Raw genomic sequence first — 23770 nt, 5'->3', positions numbered from 1 at the left:
ATGGCCGGCTCAGCTAGCATCAACGACGTCTTCGGCGCCTTCGCCGCGCCCAAACCCAAAGTCCCGGCGCCCAGCATGGGCAGCTTTGGGTCGCCCAGCACCTCGCGCAGCCAATCCTTCGCGCAGCGCGTGGTGGTCGGCGTTGGTGATATGGCCGTGTCCAACGTGGAGCACGTCACCCTCTCGACCTTCGCGCTCGGCTCCTGCGTCGGCGTGGTGGTGTTCGATCCCGTCGCCCGCGCCGGCGGCCTGCTGCACCTGATGCTGCCCGACTCCACCCTGTCACCCGACCGCGCCCAGAAGAAGCCGGCCATGTTCGCTGATACCGGCATCCCCATGCTCTTCAACTCGCTACGCGGCATTCGCGCCGAACGCCAGCGCGTCAACATCCTGCTCGCCGGCGGCGCCTGTGTCTTGAACGGCCCCGACCAGTTCAAGATCGGCGAACGCAACATCGCCACCACTCGCAAGCTCCTCTCCCTCTACGGCCTGCGCGCCTCCTACGAGGAGCTCGGCGGCAACGTGAACCGCACGGTCCACCTCAACATCGCCACCGGCGTCGTAAGCCTCAAACTCCCCGGCCGCGACATCCAGCACCGTCTGGGTTGAGGGTCGCCACCGACTGACAGGTAGGGACGGACCGCCGGGCCGTCCGCTGCGAATATGGGGTTCTGCCCGAAGGTCGCAAAGTCCTCCGCGTTTCCGACCTTCGCGATCTTAGGGTGAGAAATCCGTGTCCGCCGCTCGCCCGCATTCCAATCCCCCGCCGATTCCGTAGTGGCCGAATCCGTGTGATCCGCTAAGGTGCACGCATGGGTTTGAAGTTCACCTTTCACGGACCGCGCGCGCGCAACCCCTTCATCCGCGCTGCCGCCATCCTGCTCACACTCGTCGTCGGCATTGCCGTCGTCGCGCTCGGCGCCGCGCTGATCCTGCCGATCCTCCTCTTTGTGCTCATCGCCACGGGCCTCTTCATCCTCACCGCGCCTTTCCGCCGCCGCGGCCCCTCGGCTCCGCCACGCCCTCCGCAGCCGCCCCAGGATCAAACCGAAGTCGTCGACGAAGAATCCCGCCTCGCCCGCGCCAAGCCGGTGGAACGGGTGTGAACTGCACCCCTTCGAAATGCGTCCCAGAACACACGGATGAGACCCATCCTACTGAATTGGATCTGCGCCGTCGCGCTTATGGCGCTCATTTGGACGCTCCCATCAACCGGATACCGGGGTTACTTTCTCATCAAGAAGCCCGACTGGGCGCGAATACTGATTGATCCATCCCAGTCTACCATCCGGACCTCGTTTCCCAGCGCCGACGTTTTTAGAAGGGAAATGGAATCAAAGGCGTTCTGGGACCGCATCCTTCTGCCAAGTTTGGACCAAGACCTTCGGCATCTGGTCTCGAACCAGCATCGGGGAGTGAGGTTCAGTCTCACCGACATTTCGCACCGCGGCGAAAAACGCGGAGCAATCGAGGTGCTGATCCAAAGCAGCGGTGAACGCCTCTTCGATGCCATATTCGCCGCTTACCACGAGTGGTTCGAATACTACTACATCAAACGTGGCCCGCGGCGTTTGGCGGAATTGCAACTACTGCGGCAACAAGCGTTCGACACGTTGCAAGCGCTCGAAGCCAATCCAGCCCGCCCATCCAACTTCGAGAGTGAACGAGCATGGTTAGTCAGCCGAATCGAACGTCTTGCAAAGGAAGCCGATCTACAGACCCGAGACCTGGAGAACGCGCCGATCTTCCCCTTCGAGCCTTTAAAGCCACCGCACCAGTGGTGCTTCGAGTGCCGGTGAGCGCACCGCCGCGATTATTCAGCATCCGAGGTAGGACAGCACTATTCCGAACAGAAACGGAACGAGATAGGCGACGAACGGGAGCACGCCGAAAACCACTATCCGCGAACGGCGACTAGGCGTGCGTTTGCGCTCGTCCTGACTACGGACGAAAGACCAGAGCCAGGTCACAGGAACTGCGGAACACGAAGCAATCCACCAAAGCACTGCCCGGCGATACTCGTCCGTTTGGTCCGGTGCCGCCAACGCCATGATCGCGACCGGCACGAGAGCCAACCCGGCGAGCAACATCAAACCACCACTCAACAGGAAAGGCCAAGCGCTCAGCCCTTCTCCTTTTCCACTCACCGGTCGCAACGTCTCGTCCGGCATCTGGGTCTATTTTCGGTTCACGGATTCAAGGATATCGCTCACCCATTCCACACAGGCCTTTGCGTGGCTCATGGCGATGAGGTGACCACCATCCAACAAGGTCGCGCCTGATGCTGGCGGCGGGATCACGCGATCGTGCCGACCATGAATGCGATGAAGCGGCGTCGCGCTCGCTTCATAGCCGTCCCACGTGAAGACTGCGCGACACATCCCGCGCACGAAAGTAGGGTCCGCCTCGCTGAACATGTTACCAATTTCCGAAGGCAGCTTGCCGCTCAGACCCTGCACAAACGCCAACGGAGTCAGATCGACCAAGGGGTGCAGCATACGCAAAAAGCCGCTGATCTCGTTCGGACTCACCGCGCTGCCGATCAGAAACAACCGGTCCACTGCCACTTGTTTGGCGATCTCACAGGCCACCATCCCGCCCAAGGACGAACCGATCAACGCGTCCCTTTTCCCAATCTCAGCCATCGCGATGATTTCACGCGCCAAACCGGCAATCGATGTGCACTCGGAATCAATCGACCAGTCGAGGAACCGCGCATCCGGCAAGTCCAACCAAGGCCCGGCATACATCCGATGGTCGGCACCCATACCTGGCAAAACGTGAATCATCTTCGCTGGTGGATGAACGCGGGCACCCTCCCGGTCAAACCCAGTGCACAGCTCCCCGCGTTGTATCCGTCAGTGACTTCAGCCCCTCGTAGGGTTCGACCTTGCGTCGAAACGCGGCGCGGCAACCGCTACTCCGTCCAACGGCGGTCGGACACAAGGTCTGGCCCTTGTTGCTACATCACGCGGCCGAACTACTGCGCCCTATGCGTCCTTTGCGGTTAAGGCGATTCACCACTCCGACGACCAACGCCGCCGAAGACGTCGGCGCCCACCTTGGCACCGGATCAATCCATCTGTGCCCATCTGTGTCATCTGTGGTCCAAAACCACCGTGCCTCTCCGCCAGCCTACCGGCTTCGTTTCCCTTCGTTGCCTTCTGTAAGAAAAACCACCGTGCCTCGCCGGAGCCTAGAGCTCGATCTCGCCGGTCGTCATGCGGTCCTTGAGCATGCGCTCGGAACGCTCGACCACGATCGGGAAGGCTTTCTCCAACACCTCGGCGCCGAGGTTCCACTCGTCGAGCAGGTCGGCCTTGAGTTCGAAGAGGAAGCCGTCCTCGGCCACACCCGCGCCGATCGAGGTCGCGATGTATTTGCCGGCGTGCACCACGATGACCAGCGGCATGTCAGCCTCCGCCACGTCACGCGTCGGCGGGTTGTGCTCCACCGGGGCGATGAGGTTGGCCGGGAAGTTCCAGCGGCGCAGCAGTTCCGCGCCCGCGGCGATGTGGTTGTAGCCCAGGATGGCCGATTCCGAGTCCGCCCACGGCACGCCGTTTTCACGTTGGTGCGTGCGAATGTCGCCAAAGTATTCGGCGCATGAATACGCCACGGCCATCTTGCCGATTTCGTGCACGAGGCCGGCCGCATAGGCCGTGCCGGGCTCGACCAGTCGGGTCGACTCGGCCACGTATTCGGCGGCCACCGCGGTGACCAGCGAGAGGCGGCAAAAATCGCCCTGCTGCCAGCCGTAACCGTCGATCTCCTGGTTGAACCAACGACCGACCAGCGCCAGCGCGCTGAGGCGGTAGATCTCGCGCACGCCGAGACGCATCAAGGCGCCGTTGAGTGTGTCGACCTGTCCTCCGCTGCTGAAGTAGGCGGAGTTGGCCAGCCGCAGCGTCGACGACGCGAGCGCCGCGTCCATCTGGATGATGGCGCCGATCTCCTCGATGCCCGTCTCCGGGTCATCCAACGCCGCGATGAGTCGCGGCATGAGAGAGGGCGAGCACGGCAGCTTGAGGGCGCGCTCGCAGACTTGATCCAGGGAGGGCAGACTCATGTTTGCGGAAAGATGTTTGGGGTCAGAGGTCGGGATTTTGATGGGGAGGCGAAAGCACTGGATTCACTTCTTACATCGGACATCCCACATCGCACATGGCTTCAGGCCGCTTCGTGGAACAGCTCGCCCGGGTCGAGGATGAGCGCGATGTTGCCGTCGCCGAGAATGGCGCCACCGGCCACGCCCTTCAGCCCCTGCAGGTAGGAGCCGAGGCTCTTGATGACGACTTCCTGCTTGTTGACCATCTCGTCGACCAAGAGCGCGTGACTGCGCCCGGCGGCCTCGACGATGACCATGATGCCTTCGGTCGGTTGTTCGATCGCGCCCGGGATGCCAAACTGTTGGTGCAGTCGGGTGATGGGCAGGATCTTGCCGCGATGGTCGAGCACCTCGCCCGAACCCTGCACCTTGGAAAGGATCTCCTTGCTCGGTCGCAGCGCCATTTGCACCGAGGTGCTCGGCAGGATGAAGCGATCGTCGCCCACCTTCACCACGAGGCCGTCGATGATGGCCATGGTGAGCGGGAGCATGATGCGGAAGGTCGAGCCCTTGCCCAGGGTCGACTCGATCTCGATCTTGCCGCGCAACTTTTCGATGTTCCGCTTCACCACGTCCATGCCGACGCCGCGACCGGAGACGGCCGTGACCTTTTCGGCGGTGGAGAAGCCGGGATGGAAAATGAGTTGGTAGATCTCGCCTTCTTCGAGGCCGTGATTTTCGCCCACGAGGCCCTGCTTCTTCGCCTTGGCGAGAACCTTGTTGGCGTCGATGCCGCGGCCGTCGTCGGTGAGTTCGATGACCATGTTGCTGCCCTGGTGGTAGGCGTGCAGGGCGACGTTGCCGACCTCGTCCTTGCCGGCGGCCACGCGGCCCTCCGGGTCCTCGAGACCGTGGTCCATCGCATTGCGCACCATGTGCACAAGCGGGTCGGCGATCTCCTCGACCACACTGCGATCGATTTCGGTGTCTTCACCGGAAACGCTGAAGGAGACCTTTTTACCACACTCGCGCGAGAGGTCGCGGGCGATGCGCTCCATTTTCTGGAAGGTGGGTTTCACCGGCACCATGCGCAGGGACATCGCCGTGTGCTGCAGCTCCTTGGTGATGCGTCCGAGCTGCGTGAGGTTGCGGGTGAGCGTCGAACCGTCGTCGGTGCTGTCGCTCGCCGTGTCGCGGGACGACTCCATGAGCTGGCTCTGCACGATCACGAGCTCGCCCACCACGTTCATGAGGGTGTCGAGTTTCTCGGTGTTGACGCGCACCGTGGCGGTGGCGGCAACCGGACGCACGGCCTTGGTTTTGCGCGCCGCGCTTTTCGCCTCTTTTTCCTTTTCGGCGCCCTCTCCGGCGGCGACCTCGGCGGCCGCCTCCACGAAGGAAATGGGATCGGGCGTGTCGCCCGTCGCAGCCGGAGTCGCGGCCACCGCAGCCGGCGCCGCGGCGAGGGCCGTCCCGCGTGGCACGGCGACTCGTTTGACCGCCGCGATCAGGTGGGAAACGGGAATGACCTCGTCGGGCAATTCACCCTGCTCGAGTGCGATCGTGATCTGCTGCACCATCGCCTGCACCGCGTCGCGGCTGCGCAGGATCTCGGTGATGATCGCCGGCGTCAGGTCGAGCTCGTCGTTGCGGGCGAGGTCGAGCAAGGACTCCACCTCGTGCGTGAGCGTGTGCATGGGGGTGAGCTTGAGGAAGCCCGACACGCCCTTGATGGTGTGAAAGGAGCGGAACATCGACGCCATGGCGTCGGCGTCCTTCGGGTGCTCATCGAGCACGAGCAACGCGGCCTCGATTTGCTGGAGATGATCTACGGCCTCGGCGTGAAACTCGGCGAGGAGCTCGGCGTTTTCCTCCATGTTCAGATCGAGCAAGGTGTCGACCGAGGTATCGACAACCGGTGCCGCGGCGACCGGCGCGGCAGTCTCCGGGACGGCGGCGGCGGCTTCTTCGGCGGCAATGACCGCGGGGTCCTCCTCCAACACGTCTTCGTCCCAAGTCGGCAGGTCGTCCTCGGCGCGCCGGGTGAGCACGGCCATCGGCAGCCAATCGATGAGTCGTTGCACGAGCTTCACGTTGGCGTCGTCAAACGGCGAAGCGTTGTCGAGCAGTTGGTCGAGGGCATTGCGGACCTCAACCACCGGAGCGAGGAAATCACTGTCGTCCTCGGCCAGCTCGATCAGCTCGCCCAGCAGGGAATAGATGGGAATGAGGCCATCATCGCGACCGCTCTGGATGAGAATGCTCTCCGAAGCGAGGCGGTTGCTGAGTTCGTCGATGGCGGTGAGGTGTTCCTGGGAGATGGGCATGGCCGCGAAAATAACGGGTTATGGGTGGAGTATGCATTCGGCGCAGGAACCAAGAACTTTACCCGAATTCGTCACCGTCCCCCCACCTCGCCGACGGACTTCGATTTCGTGCTGAATTTCCCCTGAAGTTCTCCGCCGAACGTGTCGATTTGGCCCCCATCACCTTTGTGCCCATGTCCAACGTCATCGAATCCACCGAAACCTCCCAGCTCTCTGGCAAATACCTCACCGTCTTCCTCGATCAGGAGTCCTACGGCATCGCCGTGCTGAAGGTCCGGGAAATCATCCGCTTGCAGAAGGTCACTCCTGTCCCGCAGGTGCCGCACTATGTGAAGGGCGTCATCAACCTGCGCGGCCGCGTCATCCCCGTCATCGACCTCCGCCTGAAGTTCGGCCTCAACGCCGAGGTCTCCGAGCGCACCTGCATCGTCGTCGTGCAGGTCCAGATGGCCTCCGGTTCCAACCAGATGGGACTCATCGTCGACAACGTCGAAGAGGTCGTGACCCTCGCCGATTCCGACATCGAGCCGACCCCCGAGTTCGGCACCCGTCTCGACACCTCCTGCCTCCTCGGCCTCGCCAAGGTGAAGGGCGTGGTCAAGACCCTGCTCGACATCGACCGCGTCGTGAGCGGCGACGAGATGGGCCAGATTCAGAACATGTTCTGATTCCCGCCTCCCTCGCCCACCGCCCTCACCACCCCGCCTCTCTTCATCACCCGCCGCGCACCGCCTCCACGGCGCGCCCCTTGCTGACCACGCCTCGAGACACCGCCATGGCCGGAGTCACGGGGCGTTTGTCCGCCATCACCCTTACCATGCCCGCACCCGCCCTCGCATCCCCGACACCCGTGACCGGCGCTGAGACGTCCTCACCGGCCGACGCGCCCATGACGTCGGGGACCGACTTGCAGCAAGTGTTCGAGGCGTTTCTCCATCCCGCCGCCTGGTGCGACGAACGCGGTGTCCTGCACCACACCAACGCCGCCTGGGGCGAGCTGCCGGCGTCACAACTGGGTGAATACAACCCCCGCCGCCTCGCCCTCGGCGCCACCGTGACCGAGTTGTGGCCCGCCGCCTCCGAACTCGCCGATGACGTCGCGCGCGTGCTCGGCGGCGCCGTGGCCCAGGCCCGACATCCCATTCCCCCCTCTCCCGGCGACACCGTCGACACCACCGACGACCTGGTCCTCAAGGCCTGCGCCATCGGCGGTCGCCGCGGTGCGCTCCTCCAGATCGTCCCGTCGCCCGCGACCGCGTCCCCCTCCCTCCAAGCGGCCCGGCCCATCGGCGAGCCGCCGCCCTCCGAAACGCTGGTTTCCCGCCTCCTGGCCCAACTCCCGCTCGCGGTGGTGGTGACCGACCACGACGGCGCCATCACCCAGGTAAACCCCGCCTTCACCATCCTCACCGGCTATTCGGCCGAGGAAGCCATCGGGCAGCCCATCGCCACCTTGGAAGCCAGCGGCACGCCGGCCGACACCCTCCGCCTGCGCGATTCCGCCCTGCGCCTCGGCGAAGCTTGGAGCGGCGATGTGGTGCACCGCACGCGCGACGACGAGAGTTTCTGGGCCCACACCCAGATCTCCTGTCTGCGCGACGAACACGGCGCCATCACCCACTACTTTTACCTCCTCGAGGACATCACCGACCGCCGCGCGGCCCAGACCGAGTTGAGCCGCCTTTCGCTCGTGGCCAGCAAAACCACCAACGCCGTCATCATGTCCACCGCCGCCGGTCGGATCGAGTGGGTCAACGACGGCTTCAGTCGCCTCACCGGCTACCTGCCTGAAGAGGCTCGCGGCCGCCCCATCATCGAACTCCTGCGGGGCCCCGCCACCGATCACGCCGCCAGCCAACGCATCGAAAAATGCATCCGCGAGGGCGCCAGCATCGAGGAGGAGGTGCTCAACTACCACCGCGAGGGCCGTGCCTACTGGGTGCGTCTGCGCATCGATCCGGTGCACGACAGCGCCGGTGAGTTCAACGGGCACATCATCATGGCCCACGACGTCACGGAGCGTCGTCACGTCGACGCCGCCCGCACGGAAGCCAGCCAACGCCTGCACAAGATCGCCTCCCTCGTGCCCGGCATGGTCTTCCAGTTCAAGCTGCGCCCCGATGGCACCTCCTGCCTGCCCTACGCCAGCGACGGTATCCGCGACATCTACGGCCGCACACCCGAGCAGGTCGTCGACGATGCCTCCGCCATTTTCTCCGCCCTGCACCCCGAGGACTTCGCCATGGTGGTCGACGCGATCTACGCCTCGGCCCGCACCCTGCAACCGTGGCGCCAGGAATACCGCGTCCTGCCCACCAACGGCCAGATGCGCTGGCTGCTCGTGCACGCCAACCCTTCCCGCGAGTCCGACGGCTCCACCCTTTGGCATGGTCACATCGCCGACATCACCGAGCTCAAGGACACCGAGGAAGTCCTGCACCGCTCCAAAGAGGACCTCGAGTCGACCAACCTCCAACTGCAGGAAGCCTTCGCCCACTCCAAGGAACTCGCCGCCCAGGCCGAGGCCGCCAACCTCGCGAAGAGCGCCTTCCTCGCCAACATGTCGCACGAAATCCGCACGCCCATGAACGGCGTGATCGGCATGACCGGCCTGCTCCTGCAAACCCAACTCACCGCCGAACAGCGCAGCTACCTCGAGATCGTGCGCACCTCCGGCGAAAATCTCCTGCAGGTCATCAACGACATCCTCGACTTCTCCAAGATTGAGGCCGGCCGCCTCGACCTCGAACACATCGAGTTCGACGTGCGCGACACCGTCGAGGAAGCCGTCGATGTGCTCGCCGTGCGCGCGCTCGAAAAGCAACTCGAGATCGTCGGTCACGTCGACGCCTCGGTGCCGGTGCGGGTCAAAGGCGACCCCGGCCGCCTGCGTCAAATTCTGGTCAACCTGCTCGGCAACGCGGTCAAGTTCACGGCCGCCGGCAACATCACGGTGTCCGCTTCCCTCGTCCTGCCCGCCCCCGCCGGCTCCGTGCCCAAGGTGCGCTTCGCCGTGCGCGACTCCGGCATCGGCATCCCCAAGGACCGCCAATCGCAACTTTTCCTCCCCTTCAGTCAGATCGACAGCTCGACCACCCGCAAATACGGCGGCACCGGTCTGGGCCTCGCGATCTGCCGCCAACTCGCCATCCTCATGGGCGGTGACATCGGCGTCGAAAGCGAACACGGCGACGGCTCCACCTTCTGGTTCACCGCCGATCTCCCGCTCGCCACCAAGGCCCAGCCCCGTCCGCCCAAGGTCGACACCCGCACGCTCGTCATCGAACCGCGCGGCGCCACCCGCCGCCAACTCGGCGAGGCCCTGGGCCAATGCGTGCTCTGGCATCACGAGGTGGAGAACCTCCCGGCCGCGAGCGCAGAACTGCGCCGCGCCGCCCTCACCGCCCAACCTTACGACCTTGTCCTGGCCTCGACGGAACTCCCGGCCGACCAACTCCTGCGCTTTGCCTGCAAACTCCCGGTCGAAAGCGAGCAACCCGGCATCCGCCTCGTGTGGATGCACCCGATGACCCAGCCCGTCGAACCCTCCCTGCTCGGCGTCTATAAAGAACGCCTCGCCAAACCCGTGCGCCGCGAGCCGCTCATGACACTGCTGCGCATGCTCGACACCTCCAGCGGCACCACCACCACGCGCCCGCCCATCCCGGTCAACCGCGGCCCGCGCTACGACGACTTCCGCATCCTGCTGGTCGAGGACAATGCCGTGAACCAAAAGGTCGCGCGCGCCATGGTGAAAAAATTCGGCGCTCACGTGGACACCGTCGCGAACGGCCGCGAAGCCGTAAAGGTATTGGAAGAAATCGACTACGATCTGGTGTTCATGGACTGCCAGATGCCGGAGATGGACGGCTTCGAAGCGACCGAACTCATCCGCTCGCCCGAGTCGGCCGTGCGCAACCACGACATCCCGATCGTGGCCATGACCGCCAACGCCATGCAAGGCGACCGCGAGCGCTGCCTCGAGGCCGGCATGAACGACTACATTCCCAAACCGATCCACCAAGGCGCCGTCGCCGCGGCCCTCAAACGCTACCTCGGCAACGAGGATACCGAAGACGCTGCCGCGTAGTGGCTGGTGGCTGGTGGCTGGTGGCTGGTGGCTGGTGAAACGCCATTCCGTAGCCGCGAGCGTAAGCGAGTGGATTCCCGATCAAATCACCCGGCTCACGCCTCCCACTGTAGCCGGGGTCGTCGACCCCGGTCTCGCCTGATCGCCCCATCCACCGCACCAGGGTCAATGCCCCCGGCTACCGCGACGCACTCCCTTCCGATGTAGCGGCGAGCGTGAGCGAGCGGTCCAGCGAACTCAGTTCTTCGCCCGATCCAACACCGCCCGCAGGCGTTGTCCGATATCGGCCAGGCTGTAGGGCTTCACGATCACGTCGCCCACGCCGAGTTGATCAAGCTGCTCGCGTTGTTCGCGGCCCACGTTGCCGGAGATGATGATCACCGGCATGCCCGGGCGGATGCGGCGCACGGAGCGCAGCACTTCGATGCCGTTCATGCCCGGCAGATTAAGATCCAACAGGATGGCATCGAGGTCGGCGCCGCCGCCGTTGAGCAAGCGTTCCGCCGCGGCCAAGCCGTGTTCGGCCGTCTCGATGGAATATCCCAGCTCGTTCATCGCGGTGCTCAGCAACTCACGCAGGCTCTCTTCGTCTTCGACGATGAGCAGGTGTTCACTGCCGCGCGGCACGGTGCGGGTTTCGTTATCGGCGGTCGCGCCGTGCGCTTCCTGAGATTCCACGATCGGGAAATAAGCTTTGAAGGTCGTGCCCTTGCCCGGCGCACTGTCGACCGTGAGCGCCCCCTGGTGATTCACCACGATGCCGTAGACCACCGAGAGGCCCAGACCGGTGCCGCCCTTCTTCATCTTGGTGGTGAAGAACGGCTCAAAGATGCGCGAGCGAACATCCGGCGGCATGCCCTGACCATTGTCGGCAATGGTGATGCACACGTAGTCGCGCTTGGCGTTGATGTTCGGCTGATCGGCGATCGTGTTGCCGCGCACCCGCGAACTCGCCAGGCGCAGGCGGCCGCCTTCGGGCATGGCGTCGCGGGCGTTCACGCAGAGGTTCATGATGACCTGCTGCAACTGGTTCGGATCGGCGATCAGGGACGGCAGGTCCTTGTCCAGGTTGAACTGAAACTCGATGGTCCGCGGGAAGGTTTCGGAAAACAGGCGGCCGAGCTCGTTGAGCAGGGCGTTGATATCGACCGGGCGCGTGCTCACCTCGGCTTTACGCGAGAAGGTGAGGATCTGGCGCACCAGACCCACCGCGCGCTGGGAGGCCTTGTGGATCTCGCTCAGGTAACGCTGCAACGAGGCATCCTCGGTGCGGCTCAGGCAAAACTCGGTGTAACCCTTAACGATCGCGATGATGTTGTTGAAATCGTGCGCAATGCCGCCGGCGAGCGTGCCGAGGCTGTCCATCTTCTGCGCCTGGCGCAGCTGGAGCTCGAGCGTTTTGCGCTGCGTGATGTCCTCGCGCAGGCAAAGGAACTGCACCACCTCGTCGGCATGGTTGCGGATCGGGGTGATCTGCACGAACTCCCACAATTCCTTCTCGTCCCGGCCCCAAGAGCAGACTTCGCCGCTCCAGGAACCGCCGCGCCGCACCTGTTCGAGCACCTCACGGTATTTGCCCGGATCGTCAAAACCTCGGCCCAGCACCTCGATTTCCTGTTCGAAGATCTCCTCCAACGTGAGGCCGGTGATCTCCGTGTATCGAGGATTCACATACTGCACCTGCCCCTGGGGGGTGGACAGCACGACTGCGGTCGGGCTCTGGTCAATGGCCTTGGCCAGTTTGGAAAAATGTTCTTCGCCCAGTCGGCGTTTGGTCACGTCGCGACCGATCATGCGCACGGCCCAGACCTCGCCCTCCTCGTTGCGCAGGCCGGACTCTTCCCACGCGATCCAACGCCAGCCCTGCACGGTTTGCCAACGGTGCTCACGCGACACGTGCCACGGGCGCATGTCGATGCGCACGGCCGCGTTGCGCCACTCCAGCGAATCATCGGGGTGCACCCGTTCGTCGATACGACGGCCCACCCATTCCTCGCGCCCGCCGAACTTGCGCACAAAGGCAAGGTTGCAGCTCAGAATGGTGCCCTCGCGATCGCAGACGACCGCCAATTCCATGCTTTCGGACCAGGCGGCGACCAGCGCCTCGGCATCCACCGGCGCGCTCGCGGCACACGTTGTGACATCGGTGCTCATGCCGCTTAAACCAGTCCGTTGATCATGCCGGGCAGGCGACGCAGCGCGTTGCTGATCGCCGCATCGGCCATTTCCTCCTCACGAGTTTCCCCTTGGAACAGAATGTTCCAGGCCGGTGTGTCCCGCCATGAACCCGGCTCCACCGGAGCCAGCTTTTCAAAGCCATTTTCGATTTCGACTGAGCGCACCATCTGGTCGGCCAACTGCACCGCCGCGGCAAACGCGCTGTGCTCGCCCGCCTGCGCCGGGTCATGGTGCCAGCGCACCGCCGCCACGATCTCCTCGGCCAACCGGTGCCGCTCGAGGTAGGCCGCGCCGATCTGGGCATGATCCCAGCCGATGAGCTCCTGCTCCTTGGCCACCACCTCTTCGGGCGTTTCATAAACCCCCGCCGTGATCATCGCCGTCTCCGCCGGAAAGGCCAGGGCCATGCCCACCTTGCCGATGTGATGCAACAGGCCGATGATGTAGTCGGTGTCGTCATCGAGCATCAACGTCGTCGAGCCGAGCACCTCGCGGCTCATGATCGCGCAACCAATCGAGTGTTTCCACAACTCGCGCCACGGCAAATGCACCCCCGTGGGACTGATGCGCTCGAGCTCCTCCAAGACGGGCGTCGCCATCGACAACTCGCGGATCTGTCGCACCCCGAGGTAGAACACCGCTTCCTCGATGTTGCTCACCTTGGCGGTGAGACCGAAGAACACACTGTTCACCATGCGCAGCAGGCGGGTGGTCAGAGAAGGGTCGCGACGGATGATCTCCGCGATCTGGGCGTTGTAGCTTTGTTCAGAATTAACCAAACCCGCCAGGGCGCGGTTCACACTTTGCAGGGAGGCGAGTTTGGGGCACGCCTCCAGCCGCTTCCGGATTTCGTCCTCCGGATACGGTCCCGTCGCTGGCGGGATGGTGGAAAATTCAGTGGAAACCATGGGATACAAAAGCCCGGTCGGGCTGGGTGCTACCTGACCTATCGGTCCGCTGGCGCCATGATTGAATGGAATCCGCCACTTTCTTGGTGGAATAACTTCAGCTAAAGGCCGCCGTCGTCGTGCCGATCTCACGGGTGACTGTGCCTACTCCCAACAACGTGAAATCGCTGCTGCAGGATGCCCTGCGCCTCCATCGCGCCGGACGCCTCGCCGACGCCGGCGCCCGCTACGCCGCAGTGCTCCGCATGGACCAGCGCAACTTCGACGCCCTGCACCTTGGCGGACTCGTCGCCCTCCAGCAGGGCAACTCCGACCAAGCCCTGCGCCTGCTCGGCGCCGCCAACCGCGTGAGCCCCCGCGACCGCACCTGCCTCCTCCGCCTCGCTCTCGCCGAGCGCGCCGCCGGTCGCATTGAGATTGCCGAAAAACGCCTCCGCGACCTGACCGCCTCCGAGCCGCCCATGGCCGAGGCCTGGGACAACCTCGGCATGGTCCTCAAATCGCGCGGCGCCATCGGCGAAGCCCTCGACTGCCACCAAAAGGCCGCCGAGATCGATCCCGGCACCGGCCAATACTGGTATAACCTCGGGCAAACCCATTGCCTGCTCGGTGCTCCCGACAAGGGCCTCGGCGCCCAGGACACCGCCCTGCGCACCGCCCGCTCGTATCCGCGGGCCCGCTACGGCCGCGCCATCGCCTTGCAACAACTGCACCGCCTGCCCGAGGCCATCGCCGATTACGACCAACACCTGCGCCGCGAACACGGCCACCTCGCCGCCCACAGCGCCCGCTTCCTCTGTCGCCAATATCTCGATACCTTTGACGAGTCGGCCCACACCGCCGCCCTCGCCGCCTGGCGCTCCGCCCTGCCCAAGGCCCACCGCCTCACCGCCCGCTCCGCCATCGGGCGCCGCCTGCGCATCGGGTTTGTCTCGGCCGATTTCCGCCGGCACTCGGTCGGTTGGTTCATGCTGCCGCTGCTCCGCAACCTCGACCGCAGCCGCTTCCTCATCACCCTCTACCACGACCACGGCATCAGCGACGAGATCTCGGCCGAGTTCCGCGAACTCGCCGACGTCTGGCGCGAAACCGTTTCGCTCTCCGCCAACGACTTTGTGAAGGTCGCCCGCGCCGACGCCCTCGACGTCGCCATCGAGCTCGGCGGGCACACCGGCGGCAACCGCCTCCCCGCCTTCGCCCAGCGCATCGCGCCCGTGCAACTCACCTATCTCGGTTATCCGGACACCACCGGCGTGCCCGCGATCGACTACCGTCTCGTCGATGCCATCACCGACCCGACCGAGCACGAGTGCCCGCACACCACCGAGACCCGCGTGCGCTTCGCCTCCACCGCTTGGGCCTATCAACCGCCGCCCGAAGCCGGTGACCCGCAACCCGGCCCCGGCGCCAACGGTGGCCCGGTGACTTTCGGCTCCTTCAACAACTTCGCCAAAGTCTCACCCGCGACGCTCCAACTCTGGGCTCGCGTGCTCGACGCCGTGCCCGCCTCCCGCCTGGTGCTCAAGAGCCCCGGACTCACCACCGAGGCCGCCCACGCAGCCGTCACCGCCGCCGGCATCGATCCGGCCCGCGTCGACGTTTTGCCCATGCGCGACGGCACCGCCGAACACCTCGCCGATTACGCCCGCATCGACATCGCGCTCGACCCGCTGCCCTACCACGGCACCACCACCACCTGCGAAGCACTCTGGATGGGCCGCCCCGTTGTCACGCTCGCCGGCCATCGTCACGCCAACCGCGTCGGCGCCTCCCTGCTCTCCGCCATCGGCCATACCGAATGGATTGCCGCCAACGCCGACGACTACATCGCCCACGCCCGCACGCTCGCCGCCGATGCCACCGCCCTGCGCGAGCTGCACACCACCACCTTGCGCGCTGCCATGGCCACCTCACCCTTGCTCGACCACGCCGGCCAGGCCCGCCACTTCGCCACCGCCCTCGAAGCCTGCTGGCACGGCGAAATCACGCCGCCCAATTCCGCCCAAGCCGCCGCCTGAACGAGCAGCCAAGTCGGTGCCGGTCAGACATCTGACATCGAACATCCGACATCAGACATCCCCATGTCCCCCGCCCAACTGCTCCAGCGCGCATTCAACGCCCACCGCGCCGGTCAGCTCGACGCCGCCGCCCGCGACTACGCGCAACTGAGACGAATCGCCCCCCGGGCCTTCGACGCGTGGCACCTGGCCGGCACCCTTGAACTGCAGCGCGACAACGCGCGCCTCGCCGCCGATCTGCTCGCCCGCGCCCGCGCTCTGAAGTCCTCCGACTCCACCTGCGCCACGCGCCACGGCATCGCTTTGCAGGCCCTCGGTCGCACCGCCGAAGCCGTCGCCGCCTACCACGCCGCCACCCAGGCCGACCCACGCAACGCGGAGGCCCATGACCGTCTCGGTTCGCTCGTGCTTGCAACGCAGGGCCACGCCGCCGCCATCCCCCACTACCGCGCCGCCACCGAGGCCAAACCCGACTGGCCGCAGGCGTGGTGCAACCTCGGCATCGCCCTCACCTACACCGGCGATCTGGCCGCCGCCGAGACCGCCCTCGACCGCGCCATTGCGCTCGATCCCGCTTTGCCCAAAGCGCACACCGCGCGCGGCCTGCTCCTCCAACAAAGCTACCGCCTGCCGGAGGCCACCGCCGCTTTCGCCGCCGCGCTCGCACTCAACCCGCACGACCTCGAAGCCCGTAGCGGTCGCCTGCTCACCCTGCACTACCTCGACGACATTTCGCCCGCGCAACTCGCCGCCGAACACCGTGCCTTTGGCGAAGCCCTCGCCCCCCTCGAGGACCGCACCACCCCCGCACTCCACCCGCAACCCGACGCACCCCGCCCCACCAAACTCCGCGTCGCTTTCCTTTCCCAGGATTTCCGCCGTCACTCCGTCGCCTGGTTCATGTTGCCTCTCCTGCAACACCTCGACCGCGAGCAGTTCGAGATCCACCTCGTGCATGACCACGCCATCGAGGACGACATCACCGCGCAACTGCGCGACCTCGCCGACCATTGGACCAACGTGCACGGCCAGCCCGACCCCGTGGTGACCCACCACCTGCGCGCCGCCCGCCCACACATTGCGATCGACCTCGCCGGCCACACCGGCCTCCACCGCCTCGCCGTCTTCGCCCGCCGCATCGCGCCCCTGCAGGTCACCTACCTCGGCTACCCCGACACCACCGGCCTGCCCGCGATGGACTACCGCTTTGTCGACCCTCACACCGATCCGCTCGACCCCGCCACCGACGCCCTCGCCAGCGAGCAACTGATCCGTTTCGCCGCTACCCTCTGGAGCTACGCCCCACCCCCGGCCAGTCCCGCCGTCGCGCCTCCTCCCTGCACGGTGGCCCCGGACCGCACCCCCACTTTTGGCTCCTTCAACGCCCTCACCAAAGTCAGCGATGCCACCGTTGCGCTCTGGGCCCGCCTGCTCGACCAAGTCCCCGGCAGCCGCCTCGTGCTCAAAAGTGCCGGCCTCGAACAACCCGACCTCGCCCGCGCCACGCTGGCCCGCTTCGCTGTTCACGGCATCGCCGAGGACCGCCTCCGCCTGCTTGGCCGCACCGCCGACTCCACCAGCCACCTCGACCTCTATCGCCAGATCGACGTGGCGCTCGACCCCTTGCCTTACCACGGCACCACCACCACCTGCGAAGCCCTGTGGATGGGCCGCCCCGTGGTGACCCTGGCCGGCGACCGTCATGCCAACCGCGTCGGGGTCTCGCTCCTCACCGCCGTCGGTCACCCCGAATGGATCGCCACCGACGCCGAAGACTATCTCGCGATCGCAACCCAACTCGTCACCGACCGCACCCGCCTTGCGCAAACCAGCGCGAGCCTGCGCGCCGAACTCCAGACCAGTTCCCTGATGGACCACCCCGGCCAAGCCACCCGCTTCGCCACCGCGCTCCGCGACCTCTGGACCCAAGCGACCGCGCCCGCCGCCGCCGCGATCCCGGACATCTCCGCCGCCTGAGATCCCCTTCCGGAACGCCCACCGCCCCCCCCCTCAGCGCTCCCCGATAATTTGTAACCTATTAGGTGACAAATTCCCCTCCTTGAAGGCAAGGAATGTGGCTTTTAGTTACTATCTTATCGCTGTTTACCAAAGTTCGCGAAGACCCGTTGGCCTACAATTTTTGTCACCTATTAGGTGACAATCGCTCCTCGCCCTATTGGGACAGGCAAAAGCTGCCGTGAGGGCCACGGAAATAGCCTCCAGGGTCGCTGAGAACGACCTGAAACAAGCTCGTCGAATTTTCTTTTCTCTCATTATCAGCATCTTCCGTAATATCTGAAATCCATGGCACTCGGCCTGCATTATGGGCCGCACCATGACTTTGCCCGTCGCCGCAGCTGCTCCCCAGGTCGTCCGCGCGCCCAACGCCACGCCTCCCGCCTCCGTCTCCGCCCGGTTTGAATCGGCCCTCGCCGCCGCGACCGCCGCGCCCACCGATGCCTCCGCCCTCGCCGCCTTCCGCGCCGCCCGCCTTGAGCTGGCCCGCGCCGTGAGCGAACAGGCCCCCACCGCCACCGAGTCGCCGCTCACTCGCTCCGCTCTCGAGGCCATCGAGGCGCTGTGCAACTCCGGCCTGCTCGACCTCGCCCCCGAAGCCGCCGAGACCGCCTTCCTCGCCGAGGCCAACCCTCGCCAATGGACCGACCTCGTTGCCGGCATGCTCCTCACCGCCGCCTGGCGCTGGGACGCCGCCCCCAATTTCGACGAGGTGCCCAACGCCCTCTGGGACACCTACGCCCGCTGGGCGCTGTGCCCCGTGCAAAGCTTTACCCAACTCGGGGACGCCCAGCGTTTCGCTGACGCTCAACTCCCGCGGTTGGAAAATCTCGCCAAATGGGTCGAGCGCAACTGGGGCTCCGCCGCCGTGCGCAACGCCGCCCTGGTTTACCTCAGGACCGCCAACTCCATCCCGCTTTACTTCAGCGCCGGTGACCTCCGCCGCCATGCCGAGGCCCGCGGCCGCATCCTCCAGCGCGCCTTCAACACCGACCCCGCCGGCGTCGTGCGCCCGGAGGCCTTCGAACGCTACGGCCGCCCGCTGCGCATCGGTTTCGTGAACCGCCACTTCGGCTCGCAGACGGAGACCTACACCACCCTCCCCACCTTCGAGCACCTCGATCCCGAGCGCTTCGAACTCGTCCTCTTCAGCCTCCACCAAAACGACTCGCCGCTCGAGCAATACTGCCGCTCCCGCGCCGCCGAGTTTCACGTGTTGCCGACCGACGACGTCGCCGCGCAGGTCGAGTCCATCCGCATGGCCGGCCTCGATGTGCTCGTCTTCGGCACCAACGTGACCGCCGTGATCAACGAGGTCACCCGCCTCGCCACCCACCGCATGGCGCCGCTGCAGGTCGTCAACAACTCCTCCTGCATCACCTCCGGCCTGCCCGAGGTGGATGTCTACGTTTCCGGCGACCTCACCGAGATCGCCACGGCCGCCAGCCAGTTCTCCGAACGCCTCGCCCTCCTGCCCGGTCCGGCCCACGCCTTCAACTACGAGGCCGACGCCAGCGAGCCCACGACGAACCCGACCCGCGCCGACTACGGCATCGCCGACGACGCGCTGCTCTTCGTCTCCGCGGCCAACTACTACAAGCTCGTCCCCGAGATCCAGCACACCTGGGCCAAACTCCTCGCCGCCCACCCGACCGCCCACCTGCTGGTCCACCCCTTCAATCCGAACTGGTCGTCCTCCTACCCGATGGAGCGTTTCCGCGCCGAGTTCGACGCCGTGCTCGCCGCCCATGGCGTGAACGCCGACCGTCTCACGATTTCGGATACGTTCTTCCCGTCCCGCAACGACGTGAAACAACTTCTCGCGCTCGGCGACCTCTACCTCGACACCTTCCCCTTCTCCGGCGTCAACTCGCTCGTCGACCCGCTTGAGCTCGGCCTGCCGGTTGTCGCCTGGGACGGCCAGACCTTCCGCTCGCGCATGGCCGGCGGACTCCTCCGCCAGCTCGGCCTCATCGACCTCATCGCCACCGACGAGGACAGCTACCTGCAACTCGTCTGGTCGCTCGCCACCGACGCCGAGCAACGCGCCGCCGTTTCCGAGCGCATCCAACAAGCCATGCACGGCGCGCCGCTCTTCCTCGATCCGCTGGCGGCCTCCGAGGCTTTCGGTGCCCTGATGGAGCACGCCTACGACTCGCTCGCTCAGGACGGCTTCCGCACGTTCACGAAACAGGCCGACCGCGTGATCCAACTCGACCGCGACATCGACGTCGACGCGAAGCTCGCCGAAGCCACCGCCGCCGCCGAGACCTACGACTTCGCCTCCGCGCTCGCGGCCTCCCGCGACGTGCTCGCCGTGCAGCCCGGCCACGCCGCCGCCCGCCGCGCCCACGCCCGCGCCTTGCTCGAAACCGGCAACGCCGCCCGCGCCGTCACCTACTTCCTCTCCAGCCTCCAAGGCGCCGAAGAAGACGCCACGCTCTGGTTCGACGTCGCCCGCGCGCTCCACGCCAGCGGCGACACCGCCCAAGCCCTCGCCGCCCTCGAAGCCAGCCTGCGCATCGACGCCGGCAACCTCGAAGGCTGGATCATGATGGCCGATCTCGCCGACGCCGTTGGCTCGACCGACATCGCCGAAGAAGCCCGCAACGTCGCCCGCCAACTCGCCCCCGAAGACCCCCGCCTCGTCGCCTGAAACATGTCTGATGTAAGATGTTCGATGTAGGAGGTTTATAAGCCACCTCACCTCATCACATCAGACATCAAACCTCCAACATCTCACATCGAATCATGCCTCCGCAAAAGCTCACCGACACCCACGAGACCGCCCCGTCCACCGGACCGCTGCCGTTCTTCGTCACGCGTTATCACGAGGTCATGCGCCAGTCCTTCGATGCGCCGGCGTGGCACCTCGTGGAGCCGCTCGTCGACACGCTGATGCAGTGCTGGTTGAGCCAACGCCAGGTGTTCCTCGCCGGCAACGGCGGCAGCGCCACCAACGCCGCCCACATGGCCAATGACCTCATGCTCGGCCTCACCTCGACCAAGCGCGGTGGCATCCGCGCCCACGCCCTCTCGGCCAACCCGGCCGTCATGACCTGCCTCGGCAACGACGTCGGCTACGACAACATCTTCGCCCACCAGCTCTCCACCCTGTCGCAACCCGGCGACGTGCTCATCGTGTTCTCTGGCTCTGGCAACTCGCCCAACATCGTCAAGGCCGTGACCACCGCCAAACAGCGCGGACTCGAGACGTGGGCCGTGCTCGGATTCGACGGCGGCGCCGTGCGCGAACTCGCCGACCACGCTCTTCACTTTCCGGTCAACGACATGCAGATCGCCGAAGACCTCCAGACCGTCGTCGGTCACATGGTCGCCCAACGCCTCAACCAAGTCGCCAGTCAGTAATCACTCCGCTGTAGCCGGGGCGTCCTCGCCCGCCGAAGCCTCGGCGAAGGAGGGTGACCCCGGTCCGGCCTCACCGAGGCCGGCTACAACCCGCCACCCGCGCAAGATTTCGCCACCCGCCCCATGTCCAAGATCGCGATCATCGGCAGCAACTCATTCTCCGGCGCCAGCTTCGCCGCCCATTGTCTGCGCGAGGGCCACGAGGTGCTCGGCCTCAGCCGCTCCGCCGAGCCCGCCCGTTGCTTCCTGCCTTATCGCTGGCTCGACGCCGACGCGCAGGCGCGCTGGCAATTCGCCCAAGCCGATCTCAACCACGACCTCGACACCGCGATGGCCGCGCTCGACGGCTTCAAACCCGCCGCCGTGGTCAACTTCGCCGCCCAGGGCATGGTCGCCCAGAGCTGGGAGCAGCCGCTCGATTGGTATCGCACCAACGTCATGGGCCAAGTCGCCCTGCATGACCGCCTGCGCCACGCCGATTGGTTGGAAAAATACGTGCACATCGGCACGCCCGAAGTCTACGGCAGCACCTCCGGCACGATCGACGAGAGCGCGCCCTTCAACCCCTCGACCCCCTACGCCGCCTCCCGCGCCGCCTGCGACCTCCACCTGCGCACCTTCCTCGCCCAGCACAAGTTTCCGGTGGTCTGGACCCGCGCCGCCAACGTCTACGGCCCCGGTCAGCAACTCTACCGCATCCTGCCCCGCACCGCCCTGTTCATCAAATTGGGCAACAAGCTGCAGCTGCACGGCGGCGGCCACAGCGTGCGCTCCTTCATTCACATCGACGACGTCGCCGCCGCCACCCTCGCCATCGCGATACGCGCGCCCGCCGGCGAGTGCTACCACCTTTCCACCGACCGCTTTGTCTCGATCCGCGAACTCGTTGAACTCGTGTGCCGCGAAATGGGCGCGAACTTTGACGACGTCGTCAACGTGACCGACGACCGCCCCGGCAAGGACGCCGCCTACCTGCTCGATTCGACCAAGGTGCGCACCACGCTCGGCTGGACCGACCGCGTGAGCCTCGAGGAAGGCGTCCGCCAGACCATCGCCTGGATCAACGACCAGTTCGACGAAATCTCGTCCCAAGAATTCAACTACATCCACAAAGCCTGAGCCACGCTCCCGCACCAACCGACCGCCCAGCCCAATCCCCTTTGTCACTTAGCAAGTGACAAACTCCCACTCCCTCTCCGCCGCAATTCACCACTTGTCACTTAGTAAGTGACAAACGCCTCTCCCAGCCGATCTGTTTGCCATGAAGGTCCTCACTTCCGCCGATTCCAAGATCATCGCCTTCGATGACGCCGCCGGCCACTTCGCCAAGCTGCGCCACGCCGGCCAGCGCATCGTGCAGTGCCACGGCACCTTCGACCTCGTGCATCCGGGTCACATCGTGCACTTCGAGGAAGCCCGCGCGCTCGGCGATGTGTTGGTCGTCACCCTCACCGCGGAGAAATTCGTCAACAAGGGCCCCGGTCGCCCCTTCTTCGACGACACCATGCGCACCCGTTGGTTGGCCGCGCTGGCCTGTGTCGATTACGTGGTCATCATCCCGTTCGCGGCCGCCGTCGAGGCCATCGAAGCCGTGCGCCCGCACTTCTACTGCAAGGGCACCGAATACGCCGACCAGTCGAACGACGTGACCGGCAACATCGCCGACGACGTCGCCACCGTGCGCCGCTGCGGCGGCGAAATGCGCTACGTCGGCTCCGTCGTGCACAGCTCGACCAAGCTGCTCAACCGCCACTTCTCGCCCTACGCGCCGGAGGTGCAGGAATTCTGTCAGCTCGTCGCGGCGGAGTGTCCGCCGGCGGCCTTTCGTCGCACCGTCGAGAGCTTTGCCAAGCTCAAGGTCCTCGTCATCGGCGACATCATTTTTGACAAATACACCACCGTCGAAGTCCAGGGCCTGACCGCCAAGGACCGCATCCTCTCCGGTCGCTACGTCGACGAGAGCCTGCAGGCCGGCGGCGCGCTCGCCGTGCTGCGCCACCTGCGCGAGTTCACTTCGCAAGTGAAACTCATCGGCCTCACCGGCACCGAGTCCTGGCTCAACGACACGCTCGCTCAATACCTGCAACCCGGCGAAGACGCCATCGTGCGGGCGAAGTCCTTCACCTCCGTGGTGAAGCAGCGCTTCGTCGAGTCGAAGGGTGAGGGCAAGGGCGTGAACAAGCTCTTCTCGATCAACTACCTCAACAAGGAGGCCCCGGCCCCCGACGTGCAGAAGGCCCTGCTCGCCCGCATCACCAGCGAGATCGACGAGGCCGACCTCGTGATCGTGATGGATTTCGGCCACGGCCTCATGGAGGACAAGGTCCGCGAGCTCGTGCAGCGCCGCGCCAATTTTCTCGTGGTCAACTGCCAGACCAACAGCGCCAACCACGGCTTCAACGTCATCAACCGCCGCTACCGTCGGGCCGACGCGTTCACGCTCGACCAGACCGAAATCCACCTCGCCGCCGGCAGCCGCAACCTCGACTACGGCGAGGCCCTCACCGACCTCGCGAAAACATTCCAGAGCCGCTACGCGTGGCTCACCCGCGGCGCCACCGAAACCCTCGGTCGCAACTGCCGCCAGGAGCTCACCCGCTGCGTGCCCTTTGAGCGCTCGCCCGTCGACACCGTCGGCGCCGGTGACGCCTTCTGCGCCGTCGCCTCCCTCGCCGCCGTATCCGGCGTGCCCCTACCCGTCGCCACCTTCATGGGTCAGCTCGCCGGCGCCCAGGCCGTCAAGGTCGTGGGCAACACCGAGCCCATCAACAAGGGCCGCTTCCTCAAAGCCGGGCAATCGATGCTCACCGTCTGAC

At 65.6% G+C, this 23770-nt stretch carries 17 protein-coding genes; 11 read left to right on the top strand and 6 right to left on the bottom strand.

What is annotated here, in order from left to right; genetic code table 11:
- The 3 genes from AC0MRV_RS12745 (at nucleotide 1) to AC0MRV_RS12735 (ending at nucleotide 1799) form a co-directional block, all read left to right on the top strand.
- Nucleotides 1-609 (top strand): chemotaxis protein CheD, encoded by a 609-nt coding sequence (locus AC0MRV_RS12745; RefSeq protein ID WP_472764860.1) that lies wholly within the window; start codon nucleotides 1-3, stop codon nucleotides 607-609.
- A 203-nt stretch (nucleotides 610-812) separates the two neighbouring features.
- Nucleotides 813-1106, top strand: coding sequence for a hypothetical protein (locus tag AC0MRV_RS12740; RefSeq protein WP_472764859.1), 294 nt, complete (start codon nucleotides 813-815; stop codon nucleotides 1104-1106).
- Between the two features lie 78 nt (nucleotides 1107-1184).
- The gene (locus AC0MRV_RS12735; RefSeq protein WP_472764858.1) at nucleotides 1185-1799 is read left to right on the top strand and encodes a hypothetical protein; all 615 of its coding nucleotides are present in this window, start codon (nucleotides 1185-1187) and stop codon (nucleotides 1797-1799) included.
- Between the two features lie 18 nt (nucleotides 1800-1817).
- On the opposite strand, the gene AC0MRV_RS12730 is transcribed toward AC0MRV_RS12735, so the two are convergent.
- The 4 genes from AC0MRV_RS12730 to AC0MRV_RS12715 form a co-directional block, all read right to left on the bottom strand.
- Complete coding sequence (locus AC0MRV_RS12730) at nucleotides 1818-2171, bottom strand: hypothetical protein (RefSeq protein WP_472764857.1); 354 nt, start codon at nucleotides 2169-2171, stop codon at nucleotides 1818-1820.
- Nucleotides 2172-2177: 6 nt separating this feature from the next.
- Complete coding sequence (locus AC0MRV_RS12725; RefSeq protein WP_472764856.1) at nucleotides 2178-2789, bottom strand: alpha/beta fold hydrolase; 612 nt, start codon at nucleotides 2787-2789, stop codon at nucleotides 2178-2180.
- Between the two features lie 407 nt (nucleotides 2790-3196).
- Nucleotides 3197-4069: an HDOD domain-containing protein gene (locus AC0MRV_RS12720; RefSeq protein ID WP_472764855.1), complete on the bottom strand. Its 873-nt coding sequence runs from the start codon at nucleotides 4067-4069 to the stop codon at nucleotides 3197-3199.
- A 101-nt stretch (nucleotides 4070-4170) separates the two neighbouring features.
- Nucleotides 4171-6375 (bottom strand): chemotaxis protein CheA, encoded by a 2205-nt coding sequence (locus tag AC0MRV_RS12715; RefSeq protein ID WP_472764854.1) that lies wholly within the window; start codon nucleotides 6373-6375, stop codon nucleotides 4171-4173.
- Between the two features lie 173 nt (nucleotides 6376-6548).
- Between AC0MRV_RS12715 and AC0MRV_RS12710 the strand changes: the two genes are divergently transcribed.
- Entirely contained in the window at nucleotides 6549-7043 is a 495-nt protein-coding gene (locus tag AC0MRV_RS12710) for a chemotaxis protein CheW (protein WP_472764853.1), read from the top strand.
- Nucleotides 7044-7192: 149 nt separating this feature from the next.
- A complete protein-coding gene (locus AC0MRV_RS12705; protein WP_472764852.1) occupies nucleotides 7193-10465 on the top strand; it encodes a PAS domain S-box protein in 3273 nt (1090 codons plus the stop codon).
- 237 nt (nucleotides 10466-10702) lie between these two features.
- Here AC0MRV_RS12705 and AC0MRV_RS12700 read toward each other — a convergent pair whose 3' ends face one another.
- Entirely contained in the window at nucleotides 10703-12619 is a 1917-nt protein-coding gene (locus AC0MRV_RS12700; RefSeq protein WP_472764851.1) for a hybrid sensor histidine kinase/response regulator, read from the bottom strand.
- Nucleotides 12620-12624: 5 nt separating this feature from the next.
- Nucleotides 12625-13551 (bottom strand): HDOD domain-containing protein, encoded by a 927-nt coding sequence (locus tag AC0MRV_RS12695; RefSeq protein WP_472764850.1) that lies wholly within the window; start codon nucleotides 13549-13551, stop codon nucleotides 12625-12627.
- 158 nt (nucleotides 13552-13709) lie between these two features.
- Here AC0MRV_RS12695 and AC0MRV_RS12690 point away from each other — a divergent pair, with 158 nt between their 5' ends.
- From AC0MRV_RS12690 to AC0MRV_RS12665, 6 genes are all read left to right on the top strand, one after another.
- Nucleotides 13710-15569 (top strand): O-linked N-acetylglucosamine transferase, SPINDLY family protein, encoded by a 1860-nt coding sequence (locus AC0MRV_RS12690; protein WP_472764849.1) that lies wholly within the window; start codon nucleotides 13710-13712, stop codon nucleotides 15567-15569.
- 63 nt (nucleotides 15570-15632) lie between these two features.
- Nucleotides 15633-17546: an O-linked N-acetylglucosamine transferase, SPINDLY family protein gene (locus tag AC0MRV_RS12685; protein WP_472764848.1), complete on the top strand. Its 1914-nt coding sequence runs from the start codon at nucleotides 15633-15635 to the stop codon at nucleotides 17544-17546.
- A gap of 358 nt (nucleotides 17547-17904) precedes the next feature.
- Nucleotides 17905-20241, top strand: coding sequence for a tetratricopeptide repeat protein (locus AC0MRV_RS12680; RefSeq protein WP_472764847.1), 2337 nt, complete (start codon nucleotides 17905-17907; stop codon nucleotides 20239-20241).
- Between the two features lie 95 nt (nucleotides 20242-20336).
- Entirely contained in the window at nucleotides 20337-20954 is a 618-nt protein-coding gene (locus AC0MRV_RS12675; protein ID WP_472764846.1) for an SIS domain-containing protein, read from the top strand.
- Nucleotides 20955-21077: 123 nt separating this feature from the next.
- Nucleotides 21078-22073, top strand: a complete 996-nt coding sequence (locus tag AC0MRV_RS12670) for a GDP-mannose 4,6-dehydratase (protein WP_472764845.1) — start codon at nucleotides 21078-21080, stop codon at nucleotides 22071-22073.
- A 142-nt stretch (nucleotides 22074-22215) separates the two neighbouring features.
- Nucleotides 22216-23769, top strand: coding sequence for a PfkB family carbohydrate kinase (locus tag AC0MRV_RS12665; protein ID WP_472764844.1), 1554 nt, complete (start codon nucleotides 22216-22218; stop codon nucleotides 23767-23769).
- Nucleotide 23770: the final 1 nt, after the last annotated feature.

Source organism: Actomonas spartinae, from assembly GCF_051209155.1.
Lineage (GTDB): Bacteria > Verrucomicrobiota > Verrucomicrobiia > Opitutales > Opitutaceae > Actomonas.
The sequence above is the reverse complement of the archived record's forward strand: the minus strand, read 5'-3'. Positions and strand labels throughout refer to the sequence as shown.

Coding starts and splice junctions, on each gene's coding strand:
- AC0MRV_RS12745 (WP_472764860.1), top strand. CDS start 1: ATGGCCGGCTCAGCTAGCATCAACGACGTCTTCGGCGCCTTCGCCGCG.
- AC0MRV_RS12740 (WP_472764859.1), top strand. CDS start 813: ATGGGTTTGAAGTTCACCTTTCACGGACCGCGCGCGCGCAACCCCTTC.
- AC0MRV_RS12735 (WP_472764858.1), top strand. CDS start 1,185: ATGGCGCTCATTTGGACGCTCCCATCAACCGGATACCGGGGTTACTTT.
- AC0MRV_RS12730 (WP_472764857.1), bottom strand. CDS start 2,171: ATGCCGGACGAGACGTTGCGACCGGTGAGTGGAAAAGGAGAAGGGCTG.
- AC0MRV_RS12725 (WP_472764856.1), bottom strand. CDS start 2,789: ATGATTCACGTTTTGCCAGGTATGGGTGCCGACCATCGGATGTATGCC.
- AC0MRV_RS12720 (WP_472764855.1), bottom strand. CDS start 4,069: ATGAGTCTGCCCTCCCTGGATCAAGTCTGCGAGCGCGCCCTCAAGCTG.
- AC0MRV_RS12715 (WP_472764854.1), bottom strand. CDS start 6,375: ATGCCCATCTCCCAGGAACACCTCACCGCCATCGACGAACTCAGCAAC.
- AC0MRV_RS12710 (WP_472764853.1), top strand. CDS start 6,549: ATGTCCAACGTCATCGAATCCACCGAAACCTCCCAGCTCTCTGGCAAA.
- AC0MRV_RS12705 (WP_472764852.1), top strand. CDS start 7,193: ATGCCCGCACCCGCCCTCGCATCCCCGACACCCGTGACCGGCGCTGAG.
- AC0MRV_RS12700 (WP_472764851.1), bottom strand. CDS start 12,619: ATGAGCACCGATGTCACAACGTGTGCCGCGAGCGCGCCGGTGGATGCC.
- AC0MRV_RS12695 (WP_472764850.1), bottom strand. CDS start 13,551: ATGGTTTCCACTGAATTTTCCACCATCCCGCCAGCGACGGGACCGTAT.
- AC0MRV_RS12685 (WP_472764848.1), top strand. CDS start 15,633: ATGTCCCCCGCCCAACTGCTCCAGCGCGCATTCAACGCCCACCGCGCC.
- AC0MRV_RS12680 (WP_472764847.1), top strand. CDS start 17,905: ATGACTTTGCCCGTCGCCGCAGCTGCTCCCCAGGTCGTCCGCGCGCCC.
- AC0MRV_RS12675 (WP_472764846.1), top strand. CDS start 20,337: ATGCCTCCGCAAAAGCTCACCGACACCCACGAGACCGCCCCGTCCACC.
- AC0MRV_RS12670 (WP_472764845.1), top strand. CDS start 21,078: ATGTCCAAGATCGCGATCATCGGCAGCAACTCATTCTCCGGCGCCAGC.
- AC0MRV_RS12665 (WP_472764844.1), top strand. CDS start 22,216: ATGAAGGTCCTCACTTCCGCCGATTCCAAGATCATCGCCTTCGATGAC.